At 60.9% G+C, this 18579-nt stretch carries 19 protein-coding genes; 11 read left to right on the top strand and 8 right to left on the bottom strand.

Annotation, left to right across the window (positions count from 1 at the left end; all coding sequences use genetic code 11):
* Positions 1 to 32: 32 nt before the first annotated feature.
* From OKW39_RS05310 to OKW39_RS05300, 3 genes are all read right to left on the bottom strand, one after another.
* Positions 33 to 1034: an NADP-dependent oxidoreductase gene (locus tag OKW39_RS05310; RefSeq protein ID WP_429563458.1), complete on the bottom strand. Its 1002-nt coding sequence runs from the start codon at positions 1032 to 1034 to the stop codon at positions 33 to 35.
* A 95-nt stretch (positions 1035 to 1129) separates the two neighbouring features.
* Positions 1130 to 1939, bottom strand: a complete 810-nt coding sequence (locus OKW39_RS05305) for an oxidoreductase (RefSeq protein ID WP_429361763.1) — start codon at positions 1937 to 1939, stop codon at positions 1130 to 1132.
* A gap of 109 nt (positions 1940 to 2048) precedes the next feature.
* The gene (locus tag OKW39_RS05300) at positions 2049 to 2657 is read right to left on the bottom strand and encodes a TetR/AcrR family transcriptional regulator (protein ID WP_429562230.1); all 609 of its coding nucleotides are present in this window, start codon (positions 2655 to 2657) and stop codon (positions 2049 to 2051) included.
* A gap of 92 nt (positions 2658 to 2749) precedes the next feature.
* Between OKW39_RS05300 and OKW39_RS05295 the strand changes: the two genes are divergently transcribed.
* Positions 2750 to 4195: a DEAD/DEAH box helicase gene (locus OKW39_RS05295; RefSeq protein ID WP_429562229.1), complete on the top strand. Its 1446-nt coding sequence runs from the start codon at positions 2750 to 2752 to the stop codon at positions 4193 to 4195.
* A 50-nt stretch (positions 4196 to 4245) separates the two neighbouring features.
* Here OKW39_RS05295 and OKW39_RS05290 read toward each other — a convergent pair whose 3' ends face one another.
* From OKW39_RS05290 to OKW39_RS05275, 4 genes are all read right to left on the bottom strand, one after another.
* On the bottom strand, positions 4246 to 5250 hold the full coding sequence (locus OKW39_RS05290; RefSeq protein ID WP_429336090.1) for a substrate-binding domain-containing protein: 1005 nt from the start codon (positions 5248 to 5250) through the stop codon (positions 4246 to 4248).
* Positions 5251 to 5279: 29 nt separating this feature from the next.
* The gene (locus tag OKW39_RS05285; protein WP_429336091.1) at positions 5280 to 6320 is read right to left on the bottom strand and encodes an ABC transporter permease; all 1041 of its coding nucleotides are present in this window, start codon (positions 6318 to 6320) and stop codon (positions 5280 to 5282) included.
* Positions 6313 to 7134, bottom strand: coding sequence for an ATP-binding cassette domain-containing protein (locus OKW39_RS05280; RefSeq protein WP_429361759.1), 822 nt, complete (start codon positions 7132 to 7134; stop codon positions 6313 to 6315). The genes OKW39_RS05285 and OKW39_RS05280 overlap by 8 nt, the downstream gene beginning before the upstream one ends.
* A gap of 786 nt (positions 7135 to 7920) precedes the next feature.
* Entirely contained in the window at positions 7921 to 8955 is a 1035-nt protein-coding gene (locus tag OKW39_RS05275) for an AraC family transcriptional regulator (RefSeq protein WP_429562228.1), read from the bottom strand.
* 144 nt (positions 8956 to 9099) lie between these two features.
* On the opposite strand from OKW39_RS05275, the gene OKW39_RS05270 reads away from it, so the two are divergent.
* The 8 genes from OKW39_RS05270 (at position 9100) to OKW39_RS05235 (ending at position 16391) form a co-directional block, all read left to right on the top strand.
* The gene (locus OKW39_RS05270; protein WP_184044320.1) at positions 9100 to 9507 is read left to right on the top strand and encodes a carboxymuconolactone decarboxylase family protein; all 408 of its coding nucleotides are present in this window, start codon (positions 9100 to 9102) and stop codon (positions 9505 to 9507) included.
* 45 nt (positions 9508 to 9552) lie between these two features.
* Positions 9553 to 10608: a 3-keto-5-aminohexanoate cleavage protein gene (locus OKW39_RS05265; RefSeq protein ID WP_429555054.1), complete on the top strand. Its 1056-nt coding sequence runs from the start codon at positions 9553 to 9555 to the stop codon at positions 10606 to 10608.
* Positions 10609 to 10683: 75 nt separating this feature from the next.
* Positions 10684 to 10938 carry an MFS transporter gene (locus OKW39_RS05260; RefSeq protein ID WP_429562227.1) on the top strand — a complete coding sequence of 85 codons (255 nt, stop codon included), beginning with the start codon at positions 10684 to 10686 and terminating at the stop codon, positions 10936 to 10938.
* Entirely contained in the window at positions 10932 to 11963 is a 1032-nt protein-coding gene (locus tag OKW39_RS05255) for an MFS transporter (RefSeq protein ID WP_429562226.1), read from the top strand. The genes OKW39_RS05260 and OKW39_RS05255 overlap by 7 nt, the downstream gene beginning before the upstream one ends.
* Before the next feature lie 5 nt (positions 11964 to 11968).
* Positions 11969 to 12805, top strand: a complete 837-nt coding sequence (locus OKW39_RS05250) for an SDR family NAD(P)-dependent oxidoreductase (protein ID WP_429562225.1) — start codon at positions 11969 to 11971, stop codon at positions 12803 to 12805.
* Between the two features lie 230 nt (positions 12806 to 13035).
* Positions 13036 to 14676: a 3-(methylthio)propionyl-CoA ligase gene (locus tag OKW39_RS05245; protein ID WP_429562224.1), complete on the top strand. Its 1641-nt coding sequence runs from the start codon at positions 13036 to 13038 to the stop codon at positions 14674 to 14676.
* 91 nt (positions 14677 to 14767) lie between these two features.
* Positions 14768 to 15892, top strand: coding sequence for a porin (locus OKW39_RS05240; RefSeq protein ID WP_429562223.1), 1125 nt, complete (start codon positions 14768 to 14770; stop codon positions 15890 to 15892).
* Between the two features lie 124 nt (positions 15893 to 16016).
* Positions 16017 to 16391 (top strand): BON domain-containing protein, encoded by a 375-nt coding sequence (locus tag OKW39_RS05235; RefSeq protein WP_429361751.1) that lies wholly within the window; start codon positions 16017 to 16019, stop codon positions 16389 to 16391.
* 80 nt (positions 16392 to 16471) lie between these two features.
* Here the strand turns inward: OKW39_RS05235 and OKW39_RS05230 are convergent, their stop codons facing one another.
* Complete coding sequence (locus tag OKW39_RS05230) at positions 16472 to 16867, bottom strand: VOC family protein (RefSeq protein WP_429562222.1); 396 nt, start codon at positions 16865 to 16867, stop codon at positions 16472 to 16474.
* A 317-nt stretch (positions 16868 to 17184) separates the two neighbouring features.
* Here OKW39_RS05230 and OKW39_RS05225 point away from each other — a divergent pair, with 317 nt between their 5' ends.
* Complete coding sequence (locus OKW39_RS05225; RefSeq protein WP_187611995.1) at positions 17185 to 17631, top strand: lipocalin-like domain-containing protein; 447 nt, start codon at positions 17185 to 17187, stop codon at positions 17629 to 17631.
* 392 nt (positions 17632 to 18023) lie between these two features.
* Positions 18024 to 18347 (top strand): hypothetical protein, encoded by a 324-nt coding sequence (locus OKW39_RS05220; RefSeq protein ID WP_429562221.1) that lies wholly within the window; start codon positions 18024 to 18026, stop codon positions 18345 to 18347.
* Positions 18348 to 18579 lie beyond the last annotated feature (232 nt).

Raw genomic sequence — 18579 nt, 5'->3', positions numbered from 1 at the left:
CCTCTTTTGCCATTTGCCCTGCTTCACGCTGACTATCGGATCTTGATGACAACCTTACCCTTGGTACGTCCGGTTTCGACATAAGCCAAAGCCTCCTGGGTCGACTCAAACGGAAAGACCCGATCGATGACGGGTCGTATCGCTCGCGCGTCGATCAGTGCGGCAATCCGGCTGAGCTGTTCTCCGCTGGCCCGCATAAAGAGAAATGTATAGCTGACGTCATGACGTTTCGCGGCCTTCCTGATGCGATAACTCAGAAAGCGCATCACCGTTTTCAGGAACCACGACGCACCGATCTCTTTCGCAAATTCGGCATCAGGCGGACCGGCGATCCCGATGAGTTTGCCACCCGGCTTGAGCACACGCAGCGACTTCTCGAGCGCATTGCCGCCTTGCGTATCCAGTACCAGGTCGTAGTCCTTCAGGATGGCCGCAAAGTCGTCATTCCTGTAATCGATGACGATATCCGCGCCGAGTTGCTTCACCAGTTCGATATTCCGCGCGCTCGCTGTTGTCGCGACGGTCGCGCCCACATGCTTCGCCAGTTGAATGGCGAAGCTGCCGACACCGCCCGAGCCGGCATGTATCAGCACTTTCTGCCCTTTCTTCAATTGCCCTTTTTCGATCAGCGCCTGCCAGGCGGTCAATCCAACCAGCGGGATTGAAGCCGCTTCCTCCATCGTGAGTGCTGTCGGCTTGAGGGCCACGCCATCCTCTTTGACCGCGATGAATTCCGCGAAAGTGCCGATGCGATCCTTGTGCGGGCGCGCGTAGACTTCGTCGCCGGGCTTGAATCGCCGCACGCGCGAGCCGACGCGCACGACAACCCCTGCCAGATCGTTGCCCAAAATCAGCGGCAAACGATAGGGCAAAATGAGCTTGAACTCTCCGTCCCTGATTTTGGCATCGAGCGGGTTCACGCCCGCGGCGTGGATCTGGATCAATACGTCGTCCTCGCGCGGCTCTGGAGCCGGCATATCGCCGGATCGTAAGCCATTCTTGCGTCCATATCGATCGACGACGAATGCTTGCATCATGGTTCCTTGTCAGTGGCTCGCTAAGTCTGGTTGTTTCGCTGGCAATAGCACGGATGCAGAGCCTTTGAACAGGGAGGAGACAGTCACGTCGTCTACGTTGCCAGCCGCAGATCTTTGCGGATACCGGCGTCCACCAGTCCAGCGGGCGCGAATCTGCGCAGCAATCGCAGACGGGCGGCGAGTCCGCCAGCGGTATAGCGGAGTTTCGGACGAGCCGCGACGGCGGCCTGCAGTACGGTTTCGGCCACGACCTCGGGACCGTCGGCGCCCTCGACCACTTCCTTCACTCGCTTGTCCACGGCCGAGCGCACCTCGCGGTATTCGTCGAGAGGGGCGTCGGGCGCGATGAAGTTCGCGTCGAAAGGCGTCTTGATGTAGGCAGGTTCAATGACCGATACGCGGATGCCCAGCGTACGCAGCTCATGGTCGAGCGATTCCGAATAACCTTCCACCGCGTGCTTGGTGGCGGAATACAGCGCCATATAGGGCATTGGCAGAAAACCGAGCACGGAACCGATGTTGATGATGCGGCCGCTGCGTTGTCGCCGCATATGAGGCACGACAGCACGCGTCATGCGGATGATCCCGAAGAAGTTCGTATCGAAGATCGTGCGTGCCTGGTCGATCGAACTCTCTTCCGCGGCGGCAGGGGCGACGCCGAAACCGGCATTGTTCACCAGCAGGTCGATGCGGCCCTGCAGGCGCAGCACTTCGCTGACGGCGGCTGCAACGGATGCATCGCTGGTCACATCGAGCGGCAGCATATCGAACGACTGTTGGCCGGCTCGTTGGCCGCGCCGACTGGTGCCGTAGACCTTGTATCCGGCCTTCGCAAGCCGCTTTGCCGTGGCTTCGCCGATTCCTGACGAGGCGCCCGTCACGAGCGCTATTTTGGTTTGCATGATGTTCTTCCCAAGATGTCTTTGCGTGGTTGGTTGAGCATTCGTTTCACTCAAATATGATGATGGTCATATTTGTGGTCCAACGAAAACCGGCACAGGGCCGGCGTATTTACGCTTCAGTCGGTGCGAGTTTTTTCAATGCCGCTTCAAGAAAACTCTCCGATAGTTTGGGGTCGTCGACGGCACGCGCCATCACCATCGTGCCAACCATTGTGGCGACCATCAAAAGCGCCTGTTCGTGCGCGCCTGGCTGACCCCAATCGGGCGATTGGCGCGCAACGACATCGATCATCTCCTTGATGCGGCGGGTGGCCGCGCGCCGTACGGCCGGCGCCTGGCGCGGCATCTCCGAGCCGAGGGCAGAGATCGGGCAACCTGTCTCGATGCTCTCGCAATGCTCCTTCGACAGATAGGCGCGCATCATCGCCGGCAACGCCTGTTCCGGCTGCACGGACGCGGCGATACGCTCCGACAGCGCCACGGATTCAGCTCCGGCGCGGTCAGCGGCTTCGGCAAGCAGCACCTCGCGCGACGGGAAATGGGCATAGAAGCCGCCATGCGTCAGACCTGCCTCCTTCATGATGTCAGCCACGCCCGTGCCGTCGTAGCCGCTGCGCCGAATCGCGCGTGCGGCGACCTCGACGATGCGCTCATGCGTGATTTCCTTGCGGCTGGCTGGCGTTCGGGTGATTGATGGATTTTTCATGATGACCATCATATATCATTCCGGCGGGATTTGCAGGGGCCATCCAGAGACCGACGGTTCAGGCGGTAACCGCTAGAATTGCGGCTTTAGCCCGGAATACGCCAATGTCTTTTGCCTCGCTTGGCCTGATCGATCCCTTGCTGCGCAATGTGCAGGACCTCAATTACCAGACACCTACGCCGGTGCAGGCCAAGGCGATTCCTGCTGTGCTCAGTGGCAAGGACGTCATGGCTGCGGCACAGACCGGCACTGGCAAAACGGCGGGTTTTGCGCTGCCGCTGTTGCAACGGCTGGTGCAACACGGCCCGGCGGTGTCCAGCAACCGCGTGCGTGTTCTGGTGCTGGTGCCCACGCGTGAACTGGCCGAACAAGTGCTGCAAAGCTTTATCGCGTACGGCAAAGGCCTCGACTTACGATTTCTGGCCGCCTACGGCGGTGTGAGCATCAACCCGCAGATGATGAAGTTGCGCAAAGGCGTGGATGTGCTCGTCGCCACGCCGGGCCGTTTGCTAGATCTCCATCGCCAGAACGCGGTGCAGTTTGATCAGGTACAAACGCTGGTGCTGGATGAAGCCGACCGCATGCTGGATCTGGGCTTTGCGCGCGAACTCAACGCCGTCTTTGCTGCCTTGCCCGCTCAGCGCCAGACCCTGCTGTTCTCTGCCACGTTTACCGATGAGATCCGCGCCATGGCGGCGGGCATTCTGCGCGGCCCGGTCAATATCAGCGTCAGCCCGCCCAATGCCACGGCCAGCAAGATCAAGCAGTGGGTGGTGCCGGTGGATAAAAAGAACAAGCCCGACCTTTTCATGCACCTTGTGGCTGAGAACAGCTGGAAGCACGCGCTGGTGTTCGTCAAAACCCGCAATGGCGTGGATTACCTGGCGGCCATGCTGGATGAAGCGGGCTATGTGGTCGACACCATCCACGGCGACAAACCGCAACCCGCGCGCCTGCGTGCGCTGGAGCGCTTCAAGACGGGCGAAGTACATATGCTGGTCGCCACCGATGTGGCTGCGCGCGGGCTGGATATCGACGATCTGCCGCTGGTGATCAACGTTGATCTGCCGATCGTGGCGCAAGACTATGTGCACCGTATTGGCCGTACCGGCCGCGCGGGCGCCAGCGGCGTGGCGGTGTCCCTTGTGTGCGCCGATGAAGCCCCGCAACTGGCCGCGATTGAAGCGCTGATCCGGCAAACGCTGCGCCGTGAAGAAGAGCCGGGTTTTGAAGCCGAACACCGCGTGCCGCAAACTAGCGCCACGGGCCAGATCATCAAGAAACCCAAAAAGCCTAAGAAGCCCAAAGTGCCGCAAGCTGCGCCGGGCGCCATGCAGGTCCTCAGCAAAAAACCGCGCCCGCAAAGTGGCGAAAACAAACGCAAGCCCGCGGCGCAACGCGCTGTGGCCGCGGGTAAAGGCGCAAGCTTGTCCAGCGGTAGCCCATTCAGCGTGCAAAAGCCACGCAGCAAACCGGCCAGCAAGCCAGTTGCGGGTTCACGTAAGCCGGCTGGCAAACCCGCTGGTGGTCGCGGCAAACGCCAACCCTGATCCGTGTGTGACGGCAACGCACGCGCCATTCCATCTCACATCATCCGACCTTAGCGGATTCCGCGTTTGATCAACGGAATGAGCGAGTCGATCGTCGCAGGTGTTTGGACACCTGCGCCGGTGTTGATGGTCAGTCCCGCGAAATGATAAGCAGCCGAGAGCACGCATTGCGTGACCGGCAGGAAGCCTTGCAGATAGAGTTGCTGGTCGAGCGTCGCGGTAATGTATTTGCTCTGCAGCCCCGAAATCGTGGCCGGTGCCAGATCGATGCCACCAATGATGATTTGCCCCGGCTTCTTGCCAGCCTGCTGGAGCGCCTGCGGAATGAACCCGGTTACACCGCCGTGCTGAGTCCCAATCGCCCTCAGATTAGGGTGCGCCTGGATAAAGGCGACCAGGATCGGCACGGCGAGCGATGAATCGGAATCCACCTGAGGTGAGATATTGAGCCTGGTCACCTTTACGCCGGCCTTCTCCAGCGTTTCGGCAAGACCACGGTCAGACTGACTGCGCACACTCTCGTTGAACACACCGTATTCCAGCGCCTCGTCGCCCTTCTTGATCCCAGCGTTGAGCATCGCCTGCGCGGTGATCTGCCCGCCGACGTAGAGTTCGACGCCGGCGTAGCCGAAGCCCTTCGCGTCGTAAAGTTTCTGGTTCTCGGGTAGCGGCGTGTTGCCGACGGTAACGATGATGCCCTGGTCTACCGCCTGCTTGATCAGTGGCGCGAAGGCTGGATCGCCCGGATGGCCCATGATGCCGATGCACGTCGGATGCGCCGCCATCGCCTGGCGAAACTGCGCAAGCATTGTCTCTGGGCTCCAGGCCGAGAACTGCTCGATCACCTTGATGCCTAAGGCATGCGCCGCGTCCGCAGCCCCGGTCTGACGTGGCAGCGTCGCGCCGTCGCCAGGGTTTCCGCCCATCTGCATATACATTGTCATACCGGCCCCGAGCGGCCCCGTCGTGGTCGGCTCGGTGGCACCGGCCGTCTGCGCGAGGCCAAACGCGAGAATACTCGCCCCCAGGAGGGATCCCGTCATGATCTTGATCATTTCTGCTCCTTTCTCCTGATTTAACGGCTTTATCGCCCCCCAAGCCTGAATCTTTCGCGCAACACGCGCAGCTTGGCGGGATTCTCTACCAACAGATGCAGCGTCACAGCGACGATGAACACCACCCCTTCGATCGCCTGTACCCAGAAGCCGGCGATACCTGTCGCAACGATTCCGGCCTCCAGCATGCCAATCACGAAAGTGCCGAAGAAGGTACCCACGATCGTCGCCGTGCCACCAAACACCGAGGTTCCGCCGATGAACACGCCGGCCAGCGCCGGCAGCAGATAGCCCTGCCCCTGGGTTGAAAAATAGTTCAGATTCTCGAGCGTGAGCAGCACCGTGGCGAAACCGGCCAGCACACCCATCAGCGTGAACAATTTCACTGTCTCACGCACGACATTGATGCCCACGACCTTCGCCACGTTTCGGTTGTCTCCGATGAACAGCAGGTGCTCGCCAAAACGGTGACGATTGAGGATGAACCACATGAACGCTGCAAGCCCGAGCGCCCAGAGCGCTTGCATCGGGACCACACCGAACAACGTGCCCGCGAATACTGCATAGGCTGAACCGTTGGCGAGCTCCTGTAGCGCATTGGAGAGCCCGCCGGACAGGATCGAAGCAACCCCAGCCCAGAGGAACTGCGTGCCGATTGTCACGATGATCGAAGGCACACCGACCACCGCGACCAGCACCCCGTTCACCACGCCGACCAGCGCGCCGCCCGCCAATGCCGCGATCACGGCTAGCCAGGCTGATCCGGTGGTGTTCACGCACCAGGCGAACAGAAAGCCCGAGAATGCCATCACGGAGGGGAAGGACAGATCAATTTCCCCCGCCGCAACCACCAGAGTGAGCCCGATCGCCAACACCGCCAGCGGTGGCACGGTGGTCAGGAACGAGAAGTAGATTGGCCAGCCTAAAAAGACGCGCGGTGCGGTTGCCATGAACAGGCCGACCACCAACGCGAACACGACCAGGCTCGGCACTCCCTCGATGCGTGCAAAATCCGGCAGGCGAAAACGCACCAGCCGCGCCGGCTGTTCGTCTTTTATCGGATCACTCACGTCCTTGCCCCGCAGCCAGCGCCGGCCCGTGCCCGCTCTGCTGTAGCGAAATCAAGAACCGGGTGAGTTCCTCGAGGCTCATCTCACCCGACTTCATATCCGCGACGATCCGGCCACGATCGAGCACGACGAGCCGATCGGCGAGCTCGTGCACATGGGCGAGGTTATGTTCGATGTAGATGCAGGCGCGGCCGGACTCCTTGATCGACCGGACGAAGTCGAGAACCTTGCGTACCTCGCTAATGGCAAGCGCAACCGTGGGTTCATCGAGAATGATCAGATCGCTGTCGAAATACATCGCCCGTCCGATCGCGATGCCCTGGCGCTCGCCACCGGAGAGTTTCGCAATCAGCGAATCCGCGTCGATCCCCACGCCGCGGAAACCGAGCTGGCGCTTCAAAATATCATTGGCAATGCGCCGCTGTTCGGCAACTTTGATGAAGCCGAACCGGTTGGTGATCTGCCGGCCGACAAAAAAATTACGCCACAGCGGCTGCTTCTCGCCCAGCGATTTTTCCTGATAGACCGTCTCGAAGCGCAGTCGGTGCGCCTCGCGCACCGAAAAGCGGTTCCAGTCGACCTCCTCGTCCCGGATGAACAGCTTGCCCGTGCTCGGCCGCACGACACCAGTCAGTACCTTGATGAGCGTCGACTTACCCGCGCCGTTATCACCGATCAGGCCGACGATCTCGTTCCGCCCAATGGCCAGATCGATGCCGGACAGCGCCCGTATCTTGCCGTAGGACAGGCTGATACCTTGGGCGCGCACGATATGCTGATAGGCGCACGTACTGGGCGCTGCCTGGTTCGGCATCACGCCACGCTCCGGCTCGAATGACCCACAGCGATGTTGTGAACGACGACAGCCATAGATCTTTCCCCTTTGCTTATCGATCGCCGCATCAACTTACATTGGAAGTGTCCCTGAAATTTAGCAAGCCTTAGAGTCCAGTTCAAGAATCGCTTACGAGACCGCTTATATTTCATCGGAAAAATATTAGCCTTGGGCACTTGAACAACGCACAACCTGAGGGATAGAAGAAGCGCGTCAGAAGGGTCCCACAGGACGAGCGGCCACAAACGCCCGGTCAAAAAAGCGCAAAAAGCAGAGGTATCGGCATGCATCCGCCACTCCAGCGGCTATTCTTCAGTCGCTACGACTAACGCGTTTCAGGCCGGCTCTGCGGGTCGTCGTCAGCCATTCCGCGCCCCACGCGGAAAGGGGGTATGTCACGTCCAGAACTTCAGATGAGCAACCCCGTCAGCTTCGGTCCCACATACGACTTCGGACCTGGCGGGGTATGGGCCATGTCCGCCGGAGCAACGCACCCCGTGCTGCGGTGGCAACTGGGTCAGTAGTTGGCGAAGGCTTGTCGGCAAGAGGGAACTCGACACGACGCAGATGCTGTCGTGAAAATCATTTGGGCGGGACAACTCCGGTAGGTCGGCGATGAATTGCTCCATTCGCGCGAGGCTTATCCAGTCTGCCTGGATCATCCTTCTGGCCGTGCCCTGTGCGGCATGGGCGCAATCGCAAACGATAGTCACGATCGCTGGCACTGGGGCGCAAGGGTAGAGAATCAGCGGCCCAACGCGATGGTTAGCCAGGCGATGCATCGCGGGCCCCAGCACTTCGTTGTGCATTTTTGCGGCGCCACGTCGAAACGCTGCAGCCGAAGCGGCCGTTGAACCAGCGGGAAAACGCGCTCAGCGATGAGAAGCCTACCAGCGTAGCCACTTCAGACAGCGGCCGGTCGCCGCTACTGACATACCGCATCACCTGTTCAACCCGCACCGCATCGACGATCGACAGAAAGCTGTCACCCTGACGGGCGAGGTGGCGATTCACGGTCGTGCGATCCACGCCCAGATGCTGCGCGATCCGGTCGGCCGAGCAGGTGCCAGACGGCAAAAGCGCAATGACCAGTTTCCTGACCTTGTCGGACATGGTTGCGTTGGACTGAAGCAGCATCGAATCCAGATACTGGCGCACCTGCTGCGCCATGACCGGATCGTAAGCTGGAATCGCGGCGTCGAGATCCGCTGCGAGGCACACGATGCCGTCGAAATCCTGGTTGAACTCAACGGGCGCGCCAAATACACGCGCATGCATGGCGAGGCTGGCTGGAGCGCTGTACGTGAGACAGATGGTGCGGGGCTTCCAGGCGGCGCCCAGCACCAGCCCCAGCGTCCGGTACAGGACGCCCAGTATCAACTCCGTTGCCTGGCGCATCGAGCCAGGCATGCCGCCCATGAGGTCTTCGCGGATGATGGCGAGTCCTGCCGTTTCCTCGACGCGCATCACCACCGCTTCGTTCTGCAGGCGCAGATAGTGCGCCATCGATTCGAGCGCGCGGCGCAACGTCGGCTGTTCCCGCATCGCAAAACCGAGAGGGCCAAGGTTGGAGAGGTGGCGGCTCTCGGCCATGCGCAGCGCGAAATCCTCGACGGCAGCGGCCCGGGCGGAGGTTTCCAGCAACCGCGCCACTGCCTCGGCCGGAATCATGATGTCGGGGTTCAGCAACGCAGAACGGTCAATGCCGGCATCACTTAACTGCTGGTAGGGATCAAGGCCCACCGAACGGGCCACTTCGACGTAACTGGTCAGGGCGGCACTGCGAAGCAGATAGGACATATGGTTTTCCCTCGTGCATCAAAATGTAAATTTTTTGCCTCAATTTGTCAAACCGCTCTTTGCCAGTAGTCCGATACTTGCCTCCAGAGACGCGTAATGACCAACGCGTACGGAAATTCGAGAAGTTCGAGAGGAGGCGAAACAATGAGCAATGAGACGAGCCGCAGCGCGACCCCGGTCTGCGATCAGCTGCGCGCAACCGGCAACTGGAATCCCGCCTGGGATGCCATTGCAGAACTCGATCCTGTCTGGGCCGAGAAATTCATGGCGATGGGCATGCACACCGTGATGTCGGGTGTGCTGGAACCGAAGGTGTTCGAGTTCCTCGCCATCGCGGTCGACGCGTCCTGCACGCATATGTATGCGCCGGGCACACGCCGTCACATCCGCCGCGCGCTCGAACTGGGCGCCACCAGGGAAGAAATCGCTGCGGTCTTACAGGCGGTTAGCGTCCTTGGCATTCATTCCTCCAGTCTCGGCGCGCCGATCCTGCTGGAAGAACTGGCCGCCTTCGAGAAGGCAAACGTCGACGCTGCGCAGGCCGTTGCCTGACGTCAGCGCCGTCACTTCATTAATTTTCAAAGAGGAACACAGACCATGCATTTCATGGACGACTCCCTGCTGCCTGAAAACCAGGAAAAACTCGTGATTCAGGTGGCGCCCTATGGGCCGCAATGGATCCCCGGCGATTCGGACGATATCCCGGTCACGATGGACGAGCAGGTGCAGAAGGCCGTCGACTGCTACAACGCAGGCGCGACCGTGCTGCACGTGCACGTGCGCGAGGAAGACGGCAAGGGCAGCAAGCGTCTGTCGAAGTTCAACGACATGCTTGCCCGTCTGCGCGATGCTGTGCCGAAGATGGTGCTGCAGGTCGGCGGCTCGATCTCATTCGCGCCGGAGAATGAAGGCGAAGCGGCCCAATGGCAAAACGATGACACACGTCACATGCTCGCGGAGTTGAACCCCCGTCCGGATCAGGTCACCGTCGCAATCAACACCAGCCAGATGAACGTGATGGAGTTGATGACCGAGGCCGACATCGCGGGTACCTCGCTCATGAACCCGGCGCTGCAGGCTGCCTATCGCGACATGATCGTGCCGTCCAATCCCTCATGGCACGTCGAACACATCAGGCGTCTCGTCGCCAACGGCATCCAGCCGCAGTTCATGCTGGGGAATCTGACGCAACTCGAAACGGTCGAGCGTCTTATTCGCAACGGTGCGTATAGCGGTCCGCTGAATATCAATTACGTGGCAATTGGCGGCGGCGCGGCCGGGTTGCATCCCGCCGACATGATCGAGTTTGCCCGCCGCACCCCGGAGGGCGCGGTGCTTACGTTCGAAACGCTGAACCGGAACGTGGTGCCGATGAATACGCTGGCGATTGCACTGGGCCTGCATGTACGGGTCGGTATCGAAGACACGCTGTTCGGCCCGAACGGCGAGCGGGCGACTTCAGTGCAGCAGATCGAGCAGATGGTGCGCATTGCGCGCGAGCTCAATCGCGACATCGCGAGCGGCGAGGATGCCCACCGCATCTATCAGATCGGCACCCAGTGGGGTTCGGTCGACGAGACGCTGGACAACCTGCGCATGGTCCCTAATCGCACGCCCGGCCGGCGCGACGTGCCGGCACGCAAGGTCGCCTGAGCGGGGATAACGGGGCGCAACGCGGCAGCGTATCGCGTTGCGCCTCGCTCTGAACCCTCTCAGGCATGGAGACAGATGATGTTCTGGAAGAAAAGCCCCTCTGCGGTTCTGGCGTCGCTACTGGTGATCCACCTGCTGGCCCACATCGACCGCAATATGCTGCTCGGTTTCTCGCCGCAGATCATTAAAGACCTGGCGCTCAGCAACACGCAATACGGCTTTCTGGTCGGCGCGGTATGGGTGCTGAGCTTCGGCGTGATGGCGATGTTCATGGGCACCCTTGCGGACCGCTTCAGCCGCACCCGGGTCATCGCCGCCGGCGCGTGCTGATCTGGAGCGCCTGCACGCTGGCCTCGGGCCATGCCCAGAGCTTTGAGCAGATGGTGGTGGCGCGCTTTTTCGTCGCCAGCGGCGAGGCGGCGCTGGTACCTGCCGCGGTGGCCCTGCTGGCTGAACTCTTCTCGGAGAAGCGACGAGGCACGGCGATGGGGCTGTTCTTCATGGGGATACCCATGGGCGTCGGCTGCAGTTTCCTGCTCGCCGGCAGCTTTGGCGCCACGCATGGCTGGCGGACCACTTTCTATGTCCTTGGCATCGTCGGCGTCGCCGTTGCCTTGCCGCTGGCGCTGCTCAAGGAAGACCGTAGCCAGCTCGCACCGCAGGAACGCGGCGCACCGTTCGTAGCCCAGGCGCTCGCGGTGTTGCGTACCGTGGGCAGCAACCGTGCGCTGGGCTTCGTGATCGTTGGTTTCGTACTGGTGCACCTCGTTTTTGCCAGCTTTTCCTTCTCGCAGTTGTGGCTCGTCAACGAGCGCGGCATGAACGCGGCTGGCATTGCCACCAGGATCGGCGCGCTACAACTGGTGTTCGGCACGCTGGGCGCGGTGATGGGTGGCGTCATGGGCGATCGTGTGGCGAGCAAACTGCGCGGCGGACACGCCAGCTTCATGGCGCTCCTTGTCGTGATCTGCGCGCCGTTGATGCTGGCCTGCCGTTTCGTCCCGGTCAGTTCGCCGCTGTTCTACATCGGCATGTGCGCGGGATTCTTCCTGCCGCTGGCGGTGTACGGCCCGGGCGCGGCGGCGATCATGAGCATGGCACCCCAGAAGATGCGCTCGACGATCTTCGGTTTCACGATGCTCTCGATCAACGTATTCGCCCTTGCCATCGGCACCGTGGTCATCGGGATGGCCGCCGACCATTTCATCAAGGCTGGCGCCACCGCTCCGCTGACGGGTGTCCTGATCGCCACTGACGTGCTGACGATCAGTTCAGCGCTGTTTTTCGCCCTCGCGGCGCGCGCCTCGCGCAGGCAGCGTGCGCTCGCGCTGCACAACATACAACCTGTGAGGTAATGGACATGCAAGACCAACGTCGGAATCTGGAAGGGCGTGTCGCCCTCGTCACCGGTGCCGGTCGCGGGATGGGCGGTGCCATCGCCGTGGATCTGGCCCGCGCCGGTGCACGGGTCGCGATCTGCGACATTGACATGCCGGCCCTCGAAGAAACGCGCGCTGCCGTGGAAGCGGCCGGCGCGCCGTGTCTGGCGCTGCGCTGCGACGTCTCGTCCAGCAGCGAAGTCGCCAACCTGTTCGCCGCGATCGTCGAGCGCTTCGGGACGTTGCACATTCTCGTCAACAACGCCGCGCTCGTGCCGAACACGCCGATCGATACGGCGCGCCGCAACAGGCATTACGCCTATCTCACCACGCCCGTGCAGCGGCAATCGCTGGCTTTCACCAGCAGCACCAGCGACGAGGAGTGGCATCGTTACTGGGACGTCAACGTGCACGGCCTCTTTTACTGCACCCGCGAAGCGCTCAGGCTGATGCAGCCGCAGCGCGACGGCAGGATCATCAACATCGCGTCGATTGCGGGCATCTCGGCCATGAGCGCCCATAGCCCGCACTACAGCGCCACCAAGGGCGCGGTGGTTGCCTTCACGAAGTCGGTCGCAGCCGAAGTCGCGGGTGCCAATATCTTCGTCAACGCGATGGCGCCAGGGGGTGTGGCCACTCCCGAATTCACGGAATACTTCGAAGCCGCCGGTGAGGAAAGGCGCAACCAGTTCTGGCAAGTGGTGCCAGCCGGACGCCTGGGCACGATGGAGGAATACGCCTCGACGGTGACCTATCTGGCCGGCGACCACTACCTGGTCGGCCAGGTGATCAGCCCGAATGGCGGCGTGGTGATATGACCGGATGCGCCGCGTGACCTGAAGCGATCACGCCTGAAAATCCTTGCATCGACCTCTTCAGCATCTGCCATAACAATCAGTTCTGCGAACAGGATTGTGAGCGCTTCTGGAGATCGGTCTTTGACAAAAGACGACTGACCGGCGGTAAAAGACCGCAGGCGCCCAATGGCTCGAATGCTGCCGCGGGCGATGTCGGCTCGTGACTCTGCATTAAAGAATGGACGGACGAAATGAACGGTTTGATGCTGCAAAAGCAGTTGCTGATTTCCTCGCTGATCGTGCATGCCGATCGCCATCATGGGGATACGGAGATCGTGTCGCGGCGGGTAGAGGGTGACATCCATCGCTACACCTTCCGCGACTGTCACCGGCGCGCGCGACAGATGGCCAATGCGCTCACGAGTCTGGGCATCAGGCCGTCCGACCGTGTCGGCACCCTCGCCTGGAACGGTTATCGCCACATGGAGCTGTACTACGGCATATCCGGCATGGGCGCAGTGATGCATACGATCAATCCGCGCCTGCACGCAGACCAGATCGCCTACATCGTCGACCATGCGGAAGATCAGGTCCTGTTCTTCGATCTGACGTTCCTGCCGCTGGTCAAGGCCATTGCCGGCCGCTGCAAGACTGTCAAGGCGTTGGTCGCGATGACCGATCGCGCGCATATGCCGCTGGATACCGGCATTGCCAACCTGCTGTGCTACGAAGATCTGCTCGAGCGCAGCTCGTCGACCTACGTGTGGCCGAATTTTGACGAGGATACCGCCTGCGCGCTGTGCTACACGTCCGGTACCACCGGCAACCCGAAGGGCGTCCTCTACTCGCATCGCTCGTCGCTGCTTCACACGTTCGCTGCCGCACTGCCGGATGCGCTGAACTGCTCGGCGCGCGACGTGATCCTGCCGGTCGTGCCGATGTTCCATGTCAATGCGTGGGGCATTCCGTATGTCGCGTGCATGGTCGGGGCCAAGCTGGTTTTCCCCGGCCCCGGGTTGGACGGCCAAGCGCTCTACGAGCTCGTCGAAGCCGAGCAGGTCACCTTCGCGGCTGGCGTGCCGACAGTATGGCAAGGCCTGCTGACCTGGCTCGAGCAAGGTGGCCTGAACTTCTCGACCCTGAAGCGCACCGTCATTGGCGGCGCAGCCTGCCCGCCCGCAATGCTTCACACGTTCCAGGATGGGTACGGCGTGGAGGTCCTGCACGCATGGGGCATGACCGAACTGAGTCCGCTCGGGACCATCGGCGCGTTGAAAGCAAGGCACCTCGCACTGGGTCCGGAAGACCGTTGCGCCCTGCAATCCAAACAGGGGCGCGCGGTATTTGGCGTCGATATGAAGATCCTCGGTGAGAACGGTCAGGAACTGCCATGGGACGGCGCGAGCTCGGGCGATCTGCTGGTGCGTGGCCCATGGGTGGTGCGCAACTACTTCCGCAATGAAGGTGGCAACCCGCTGCGGATCGATGCCGACGCGCATGGCTGGTTCCCGACCGGCGATATCGCGACCATCGACGCCGACGGCTTCATGCAGATCACCGATCGCAGCAAGGACGTGATCAAGTCCGGCGGCGAGTGGATCAGCTCGATCGAGATCGAGAACCTCGCAGCCGCGCATCCCGCGATAGCGAGCGCGGCCTGCATTGCGGCGAAGCATATGAAGTGGGACGAGCGGCCACTGCTTGTCGCCGTGAAACAGCCCGGTGCACAGGTCACAGCCGAAGAATTGCTGGCGTTCTTCGAAGGAAAGATCGCGAAATGGTGGACGCCGGATGCAGTCGTATTTGTCGATGCGGTGCCGCTTGGCGCTACCGGCAAGGTGCTGAAGAACCAGCTGCGCGAAGCGTTTCAGGACTATCTGTTGCCGACTTAAGGAAGCAGGTGGCCTGGCGTGTTGAGTATTGAACGTACGTCTTGAACGTACGTCGTTACGGGTGGATTAAAGCTACAAAACTGGAGACGCAATGAAACTGAAATGGGTAGCTGCGGCCGCGGTGGCCGTCCTTGGAAGTCCGGCCTATGCGCAGTCGTCGGTGACGCTGTACGGCGTCGTGGATTCCGGTCTGCTATATCAAAGTACCTCGGCGGCCTCGTTCAGCCCGACGGCGAAGAATCTGGGCAAGGTATATCGCTACAAGGATGGCGGGATCTACGCGAGTATCTGGGGGCTCAAGGGTTCCGAGGACATTGGCGGCGGCTATCACGTCAACTTCAAGCTGCAGGGGTCGTTCGACAGCGGCACCGGCAAGTTCGGCCTGGCGGATACGCCGGGCGCGGTGGCGCAGTTCAACCAGTTCGCGACGCTCGGCGTGTCGGGACCGTTCGGTACGGTGAACTTCGGTCGCCAGATCGTGCCGATGGCCTACGCGATGGCCGATACCGACGTGCGGGCGGGCCAGTATTTCGGCAGCATCCTGACGGCATGGCTGGGCATGAACCAGGCCGCAGGCTGGTCCGGCACCAGCACCAACGGACCGATCGGCGCGCTGTACGACAGCAATGCGATCGTCTACGAGTCGCCGACATTCGCCGGCGTGTCCGCAGCGCTCGAATATGCGCCCGGCGGTGTGGCAGGCAGCTTCCAGGGCGGCACGCGCGAGTCCGCCGTGCTCAAATACTCGAACTATGGCCTCAATCTGAGAGCCCTCTACTACAACGGTCACGACACCAATCCCGGACCGACGACGGTGCCCACCGGACTCGCCAACAACCGCCTCTACTACCTCGGGGCGCTGTACACCTATCACGCCTTCTCCATTTCCGCGTCATATTCCAACGGCAGGAATCCGGCGCACGCGAATCTGGTCAACCTCGACCTGTATTCGGCCGGCCTCGGCTATCAGTTCTCACCGGCATTCAAGCTCACCAGTGGCGTGTATTACCTGAAGGACGCGAACAATTCGGCCAACAAATCGCTCGAGGTCGCCGGAGGCGCCGAATACAGTCTGTCCAAGGCCACTTTGCTCTATGGCCAGGTGGGTTGGGTGAACAACCACGGAGATATGACGCAGACGATTACGTACGGCCAGCCCGTCGCGCCGGGCCTCGGGACGACGGCGGTCATGCTCGGGATACGCCACTACTTCTAGGGATCCTCCGTATTGGGCTCGAAATGAAGACCTCTGGCCGGTGAAGCGTGCCGGCTCGCCACGCGGTAGCAGAACAGCGATTCCAACGGGGATCCCGCAAGACTTAGGAAGACTGGAGAAAGCAATGAAGGTAATCAGGGCACTCAAACTGGCGGTCGGCGCACTGATCGTGACGACATGGATCAATGCATGGTCCCAGCCTGGCGAATCGGGCAGTGGGCCAGCGTCAACCGTCATGGCGTCGCCGGGCAGCGGCGCTTCGGCGAGTTCCAGACAGGCTGATCGCGCGCTCGGCAGGAAGGTACGCGCTGCGCTCATGAAGGACAAGGAGATCAGTGCTTCAAACATCAGTGTCCGTGCGAGAGGTGGCGCGGTGACGCTGTTTGGCACGGTGCCCGATGCAGCGCAGATCGACAGGGCGGCCGGGGTTGCCGAAGCCGTGCCGGGCGTGACAACCGTGAAAAACAGTCTGACACTCAAACGCGTATTCGGCCAGTAAGTGGTCCTCATAAGTAAGTCCGGACCGCTGCCAGGCTTGCACCGAAGCGACACCGCTCTGCCTACGACGTCAGTAACGCCCTACCTTGAACGGATCTCGGCAGCACAGAGGTCGCGCTGATGTGTGGCAATCTGCCATGTGTTTCCCCACGGATCTCTTACCATTGCTCGCCTGTCGCCGTATGGCATGTCGGTCGGAACTTCGAGTGAGATCGCATTCGCCGCAATCGCTCGCTGGTAGGTCGAATCGGCGTCCTCGACGTAGACATACAGAAATGCCGGCATCGGATCGCGAAGGCCGTCTGCGCCGCTAACCATCACGACGGAATCGCCGATCATGATTTCGGCAGGCCGCCCGTGACGGAATTCGCCCAGTGCCTGAAACGCCATCTTGATGAATGTGATCAGGTTTTCCGGATCCCGTACGACGATTCGGGGCGTGACGGTACGCCATCCATCGGGCTGAAATTTAGCCATCTTGGGCAGCCTCGGAAGAGATTCGCAAGGGCATTGTCCTCCGGGCGCCGGATGTCCGCAAAGGGGGGCGAACTCGGCCCAATCGGCATCCGGCTCGGTTCGTCGGCCAGAAGCGGAACTATGCAGCGGCCTCGGAAATTTCTCGTAAGCGGACGATTCCGGTCACGCGAGATTGATTGATCTGGTGAACGACTGCGAGTAGTGTCGCCAGAATCGGAGGACGGAAAGTCAGATCCGAGATACCAGAATGAGCGTCATCTAAGAGCTCGACTCAGTTTCCGGCCACACGGTGTATTTGTCTTGGAAGGGTGGAAGCTATGGCACATGAGCGACAGACCTGCACCGGTGCGCAGCTAGGAACGTGGAAGCTACAGTCCTTCACGACTGAAGACCTGGCCACCGGCCAGAAGACCGATTTGTTCGGCGCTCGCCCAAGCGGTTATCTCAGCTATGGTCCCGACGGCCGGATGTACGCAATTCTGGTCAATGAGGGACGAAAGGCGCCATCCGATCTGGTTCCTACCGACGCGGAACGCGTCGATCTCTACAGCGGGTTTAGCTCATACGCGGGGACCTACAGCATAGAGGGCGACAGGGTTAGTCATCGTATTGATGCATCGTGGAACCAGTCGTGGACAGGAACGACCCAAGTGCGTCAGTTCAGAATCGACGGCAAGTACTTGTACATTAAGACGCTGCCCGACAGGAACCCATTAACTGGCAAGGAAAGCACTTCCGTGTTGGTCTGGGTTAAGGTCGAGTAGAGTGGAAGCACGCCGGGCGTTCTCAACCCATACTTGACACACACGAGAGGCGACCACTCCCTTCCGCGCGCTTTGCGCGTGTTGGAGCGAGCGTTTTGAATGGGCGTCTGTTTTCGCAGATTGGCAACGACTGCTTGCGGCGGTGGCGAAGGACCGCACGGGTCGACTTGCGACGATCCTCCGCTGCGGGCCGGCAAGCGGTTCCATCGAACTATTGCATCGACCGGTTGAATCCGCCGACCGATATCCGAACGTTGCGATATGACAGCGCCTCTTCATCCAAAAAAACCGTCTTATTTTCGCTCGAAATCTGTCACCATTTCATGCGACACCGACCGTGAGCGTAGCGCTGGTCCTGCATTGCGGAAGTGTGTCCTAACGGGAGAGTCCTGATGAGCAAGAAGTCCGAAACGAGCGGTAAGAGCGGCGCGAATGAGTCGACCGCTGCGACGCTGGCCGCGCTGGCGAATTACATCAGTGAATTCGTCATCAATGGGACGCTCGACACCAGATGCGCCGCGAAACTAGTTAAGCGCCTGAGAAAGGAAGCGGAAACCATTTTGGAAAATGGAAGCGCGACAAAGGTGGCACAAAAGGATCTTAAGAAAGCGTTCGACACGGTTGACGCTGCAGTCCAAGACCACGATGCGAAACTGCTGGTCACAGCTAACGCAGCACTACGTACAGCAGACGAGGAGAAAAAGGCGGAAAAGTAGCACTGAAGACTCGCACGCCTTGACGCCGTAGTAGCTGCGTCCTCCGCCAAAAGCTGTCTCTCGCGCAGGAGCGTCCGCGTGACTGCTGGTGCTGATCAGACGTTCGGCGAAGTGTCAAAAGGTCTCTTGCGACAAGCCGAGCTACACAAAGCGGTTCGCCGGCGCGTACGGCTCGAAGTATCGATCCATCACGCCGATGCACGCATTCAGGCTATGTCCGGCGCATGAATGG

Source organism: Paraburkholderia sp. MM6662-R1, from assembly GCF_050436245.1.
GTDB lineage: Bacteria > Pseudomonadota > Gammaproteobacteria > Burkholderiales > Burkholderiaceae > Paraburkholderia > Paraburkholderia tuberum.
This window is presented reverse-complemented; position numbering and strand designations above follow the sequence as displayed.

Excerpts from the sequence above, each read along its gene's own strand:
- OKW39_RS05310 (WP_429563458.1), bottom strand. The coding sequence starts at position 1,034 with ATGCAAGCATTCGTCGTCGATCGATATGGACGCAAGAATGGCTTACGA.
- OKW39_RS05305 (WP_429361763.1), bottom strand. The coding sequence starts at position 1,939 with ATGCAAACCAAAATAGCGCTCGTGACGGGCGCCTCGTCAGGAATCGGC.
- OKW39_RS05300 (WP_429562230.1), bottom strand. The coding sequence starts at position 2,657 with ATGATGGTCATCATGAAAAATCCATCAATCACCCGAACGCCAGCCAGC.
- OKW39_RS05295 (WP_429562229.1), top strand. The coding sequence starts at position 2,750 with ATGTCTTTTGCCTCGCTTGGCCTGATCGATCCCTTGCTGCGCAATGTG.
- OKW39_RS05290 (WP_429336090.1), bottom strand. The coding sequence starts at position 5,250 with ATGATCAAGATCATGACGGGATCCCTCCTGGGGGCGAGTATTCTCGCG.
- OKW39_RS05280 (WP_429361759.1), bottom strand. The coding sequence starts at position 7,134 with ATGCCGAACCAGGCAGCGCCCAGTACGTGCGCCTATCAGCATATCGTG.
- OKW39_RS05275 (WP_429562228.1), bottom strand. The coding sequence starts at position 8,955 with ATGTCCTATCTGCTTCGCAGTGCCGCCCTGACCAGTTACGTCGAAGTG.
- OKW39_RS05270 (WP_184044320.1), top strand. The coding sequence starts at position 9,100 with ATGAGCAATGAGACGAGCCGCAGCGCGACCCCGGTCTGCGATCAGCTG.
- OKW39_RS05265 (WP_429555054.1), top strand. The coding sequence starts at position 9,553 with ATGCATTTCATGGACGACTCCCTGCTGCCTGAAAACCAGGAAAAACTC.
- OKW39_RS05260 (WP_429562227.1), top strand. The coding sequence starts at position 10,684 with ATGATGTTCTGGAAGAAAAGCCCCTCTGCGGTTCTGGCGTCGCTACTG.
- OKW39_RS05250 (WP_429562225.1), top strand. The coding sequence starts at position 11,969 with ATGCAAGACCAACGTCGGAATCTGGAAGGGCGTGTCGCCCTCGTCACC.
- OKW39_RS05245 (WP_429562224.1), top strand. The coding sequence starts at position 13,036 with ATGAACGGTTTGATGCTGCAAAAGCAGTTGCTGATTTCCTCGCTGATC.
- OKW39_RS05240 (WP_429562223.1), top strand. The coding sequence starts at position 14,768 with ATGAAACTGAAATGGGTAGCTGCGGCCGCGGTGGCCGTCCTTGGAAGT.
- OKW39_RS05235 (WP_429361751.1), top strand. The coding sequence starts at position 16,017 with ATGAAGGTAATCAGGGCACTCAAACTGGCGGTCGGCGCACTGATCGTG.
- OKW39_RS05230 (WP_429562222.1), bottom strand. The coding sequence starts at position 16,867 with ATGGCTAAATTTCAGCCCGATGGATGGCGTACCGTCACGCCCCGAATC.
- OKW39_RS05225 (WP_187611995.1), top strand. The coding sequence starts at position 17,185 with ATGGCACATGAGCGACAGACCTGCACCGGTGCGCAGCTAGGAACGTGG.
- OKW39_RS05220 (WP_429562221.1), top strand. The coding sequence starts at position 18,024 with ATGAGCAAGAAGTCCGAAACGAGCGGTAAGAGCGGCGCGAATGAGTCG.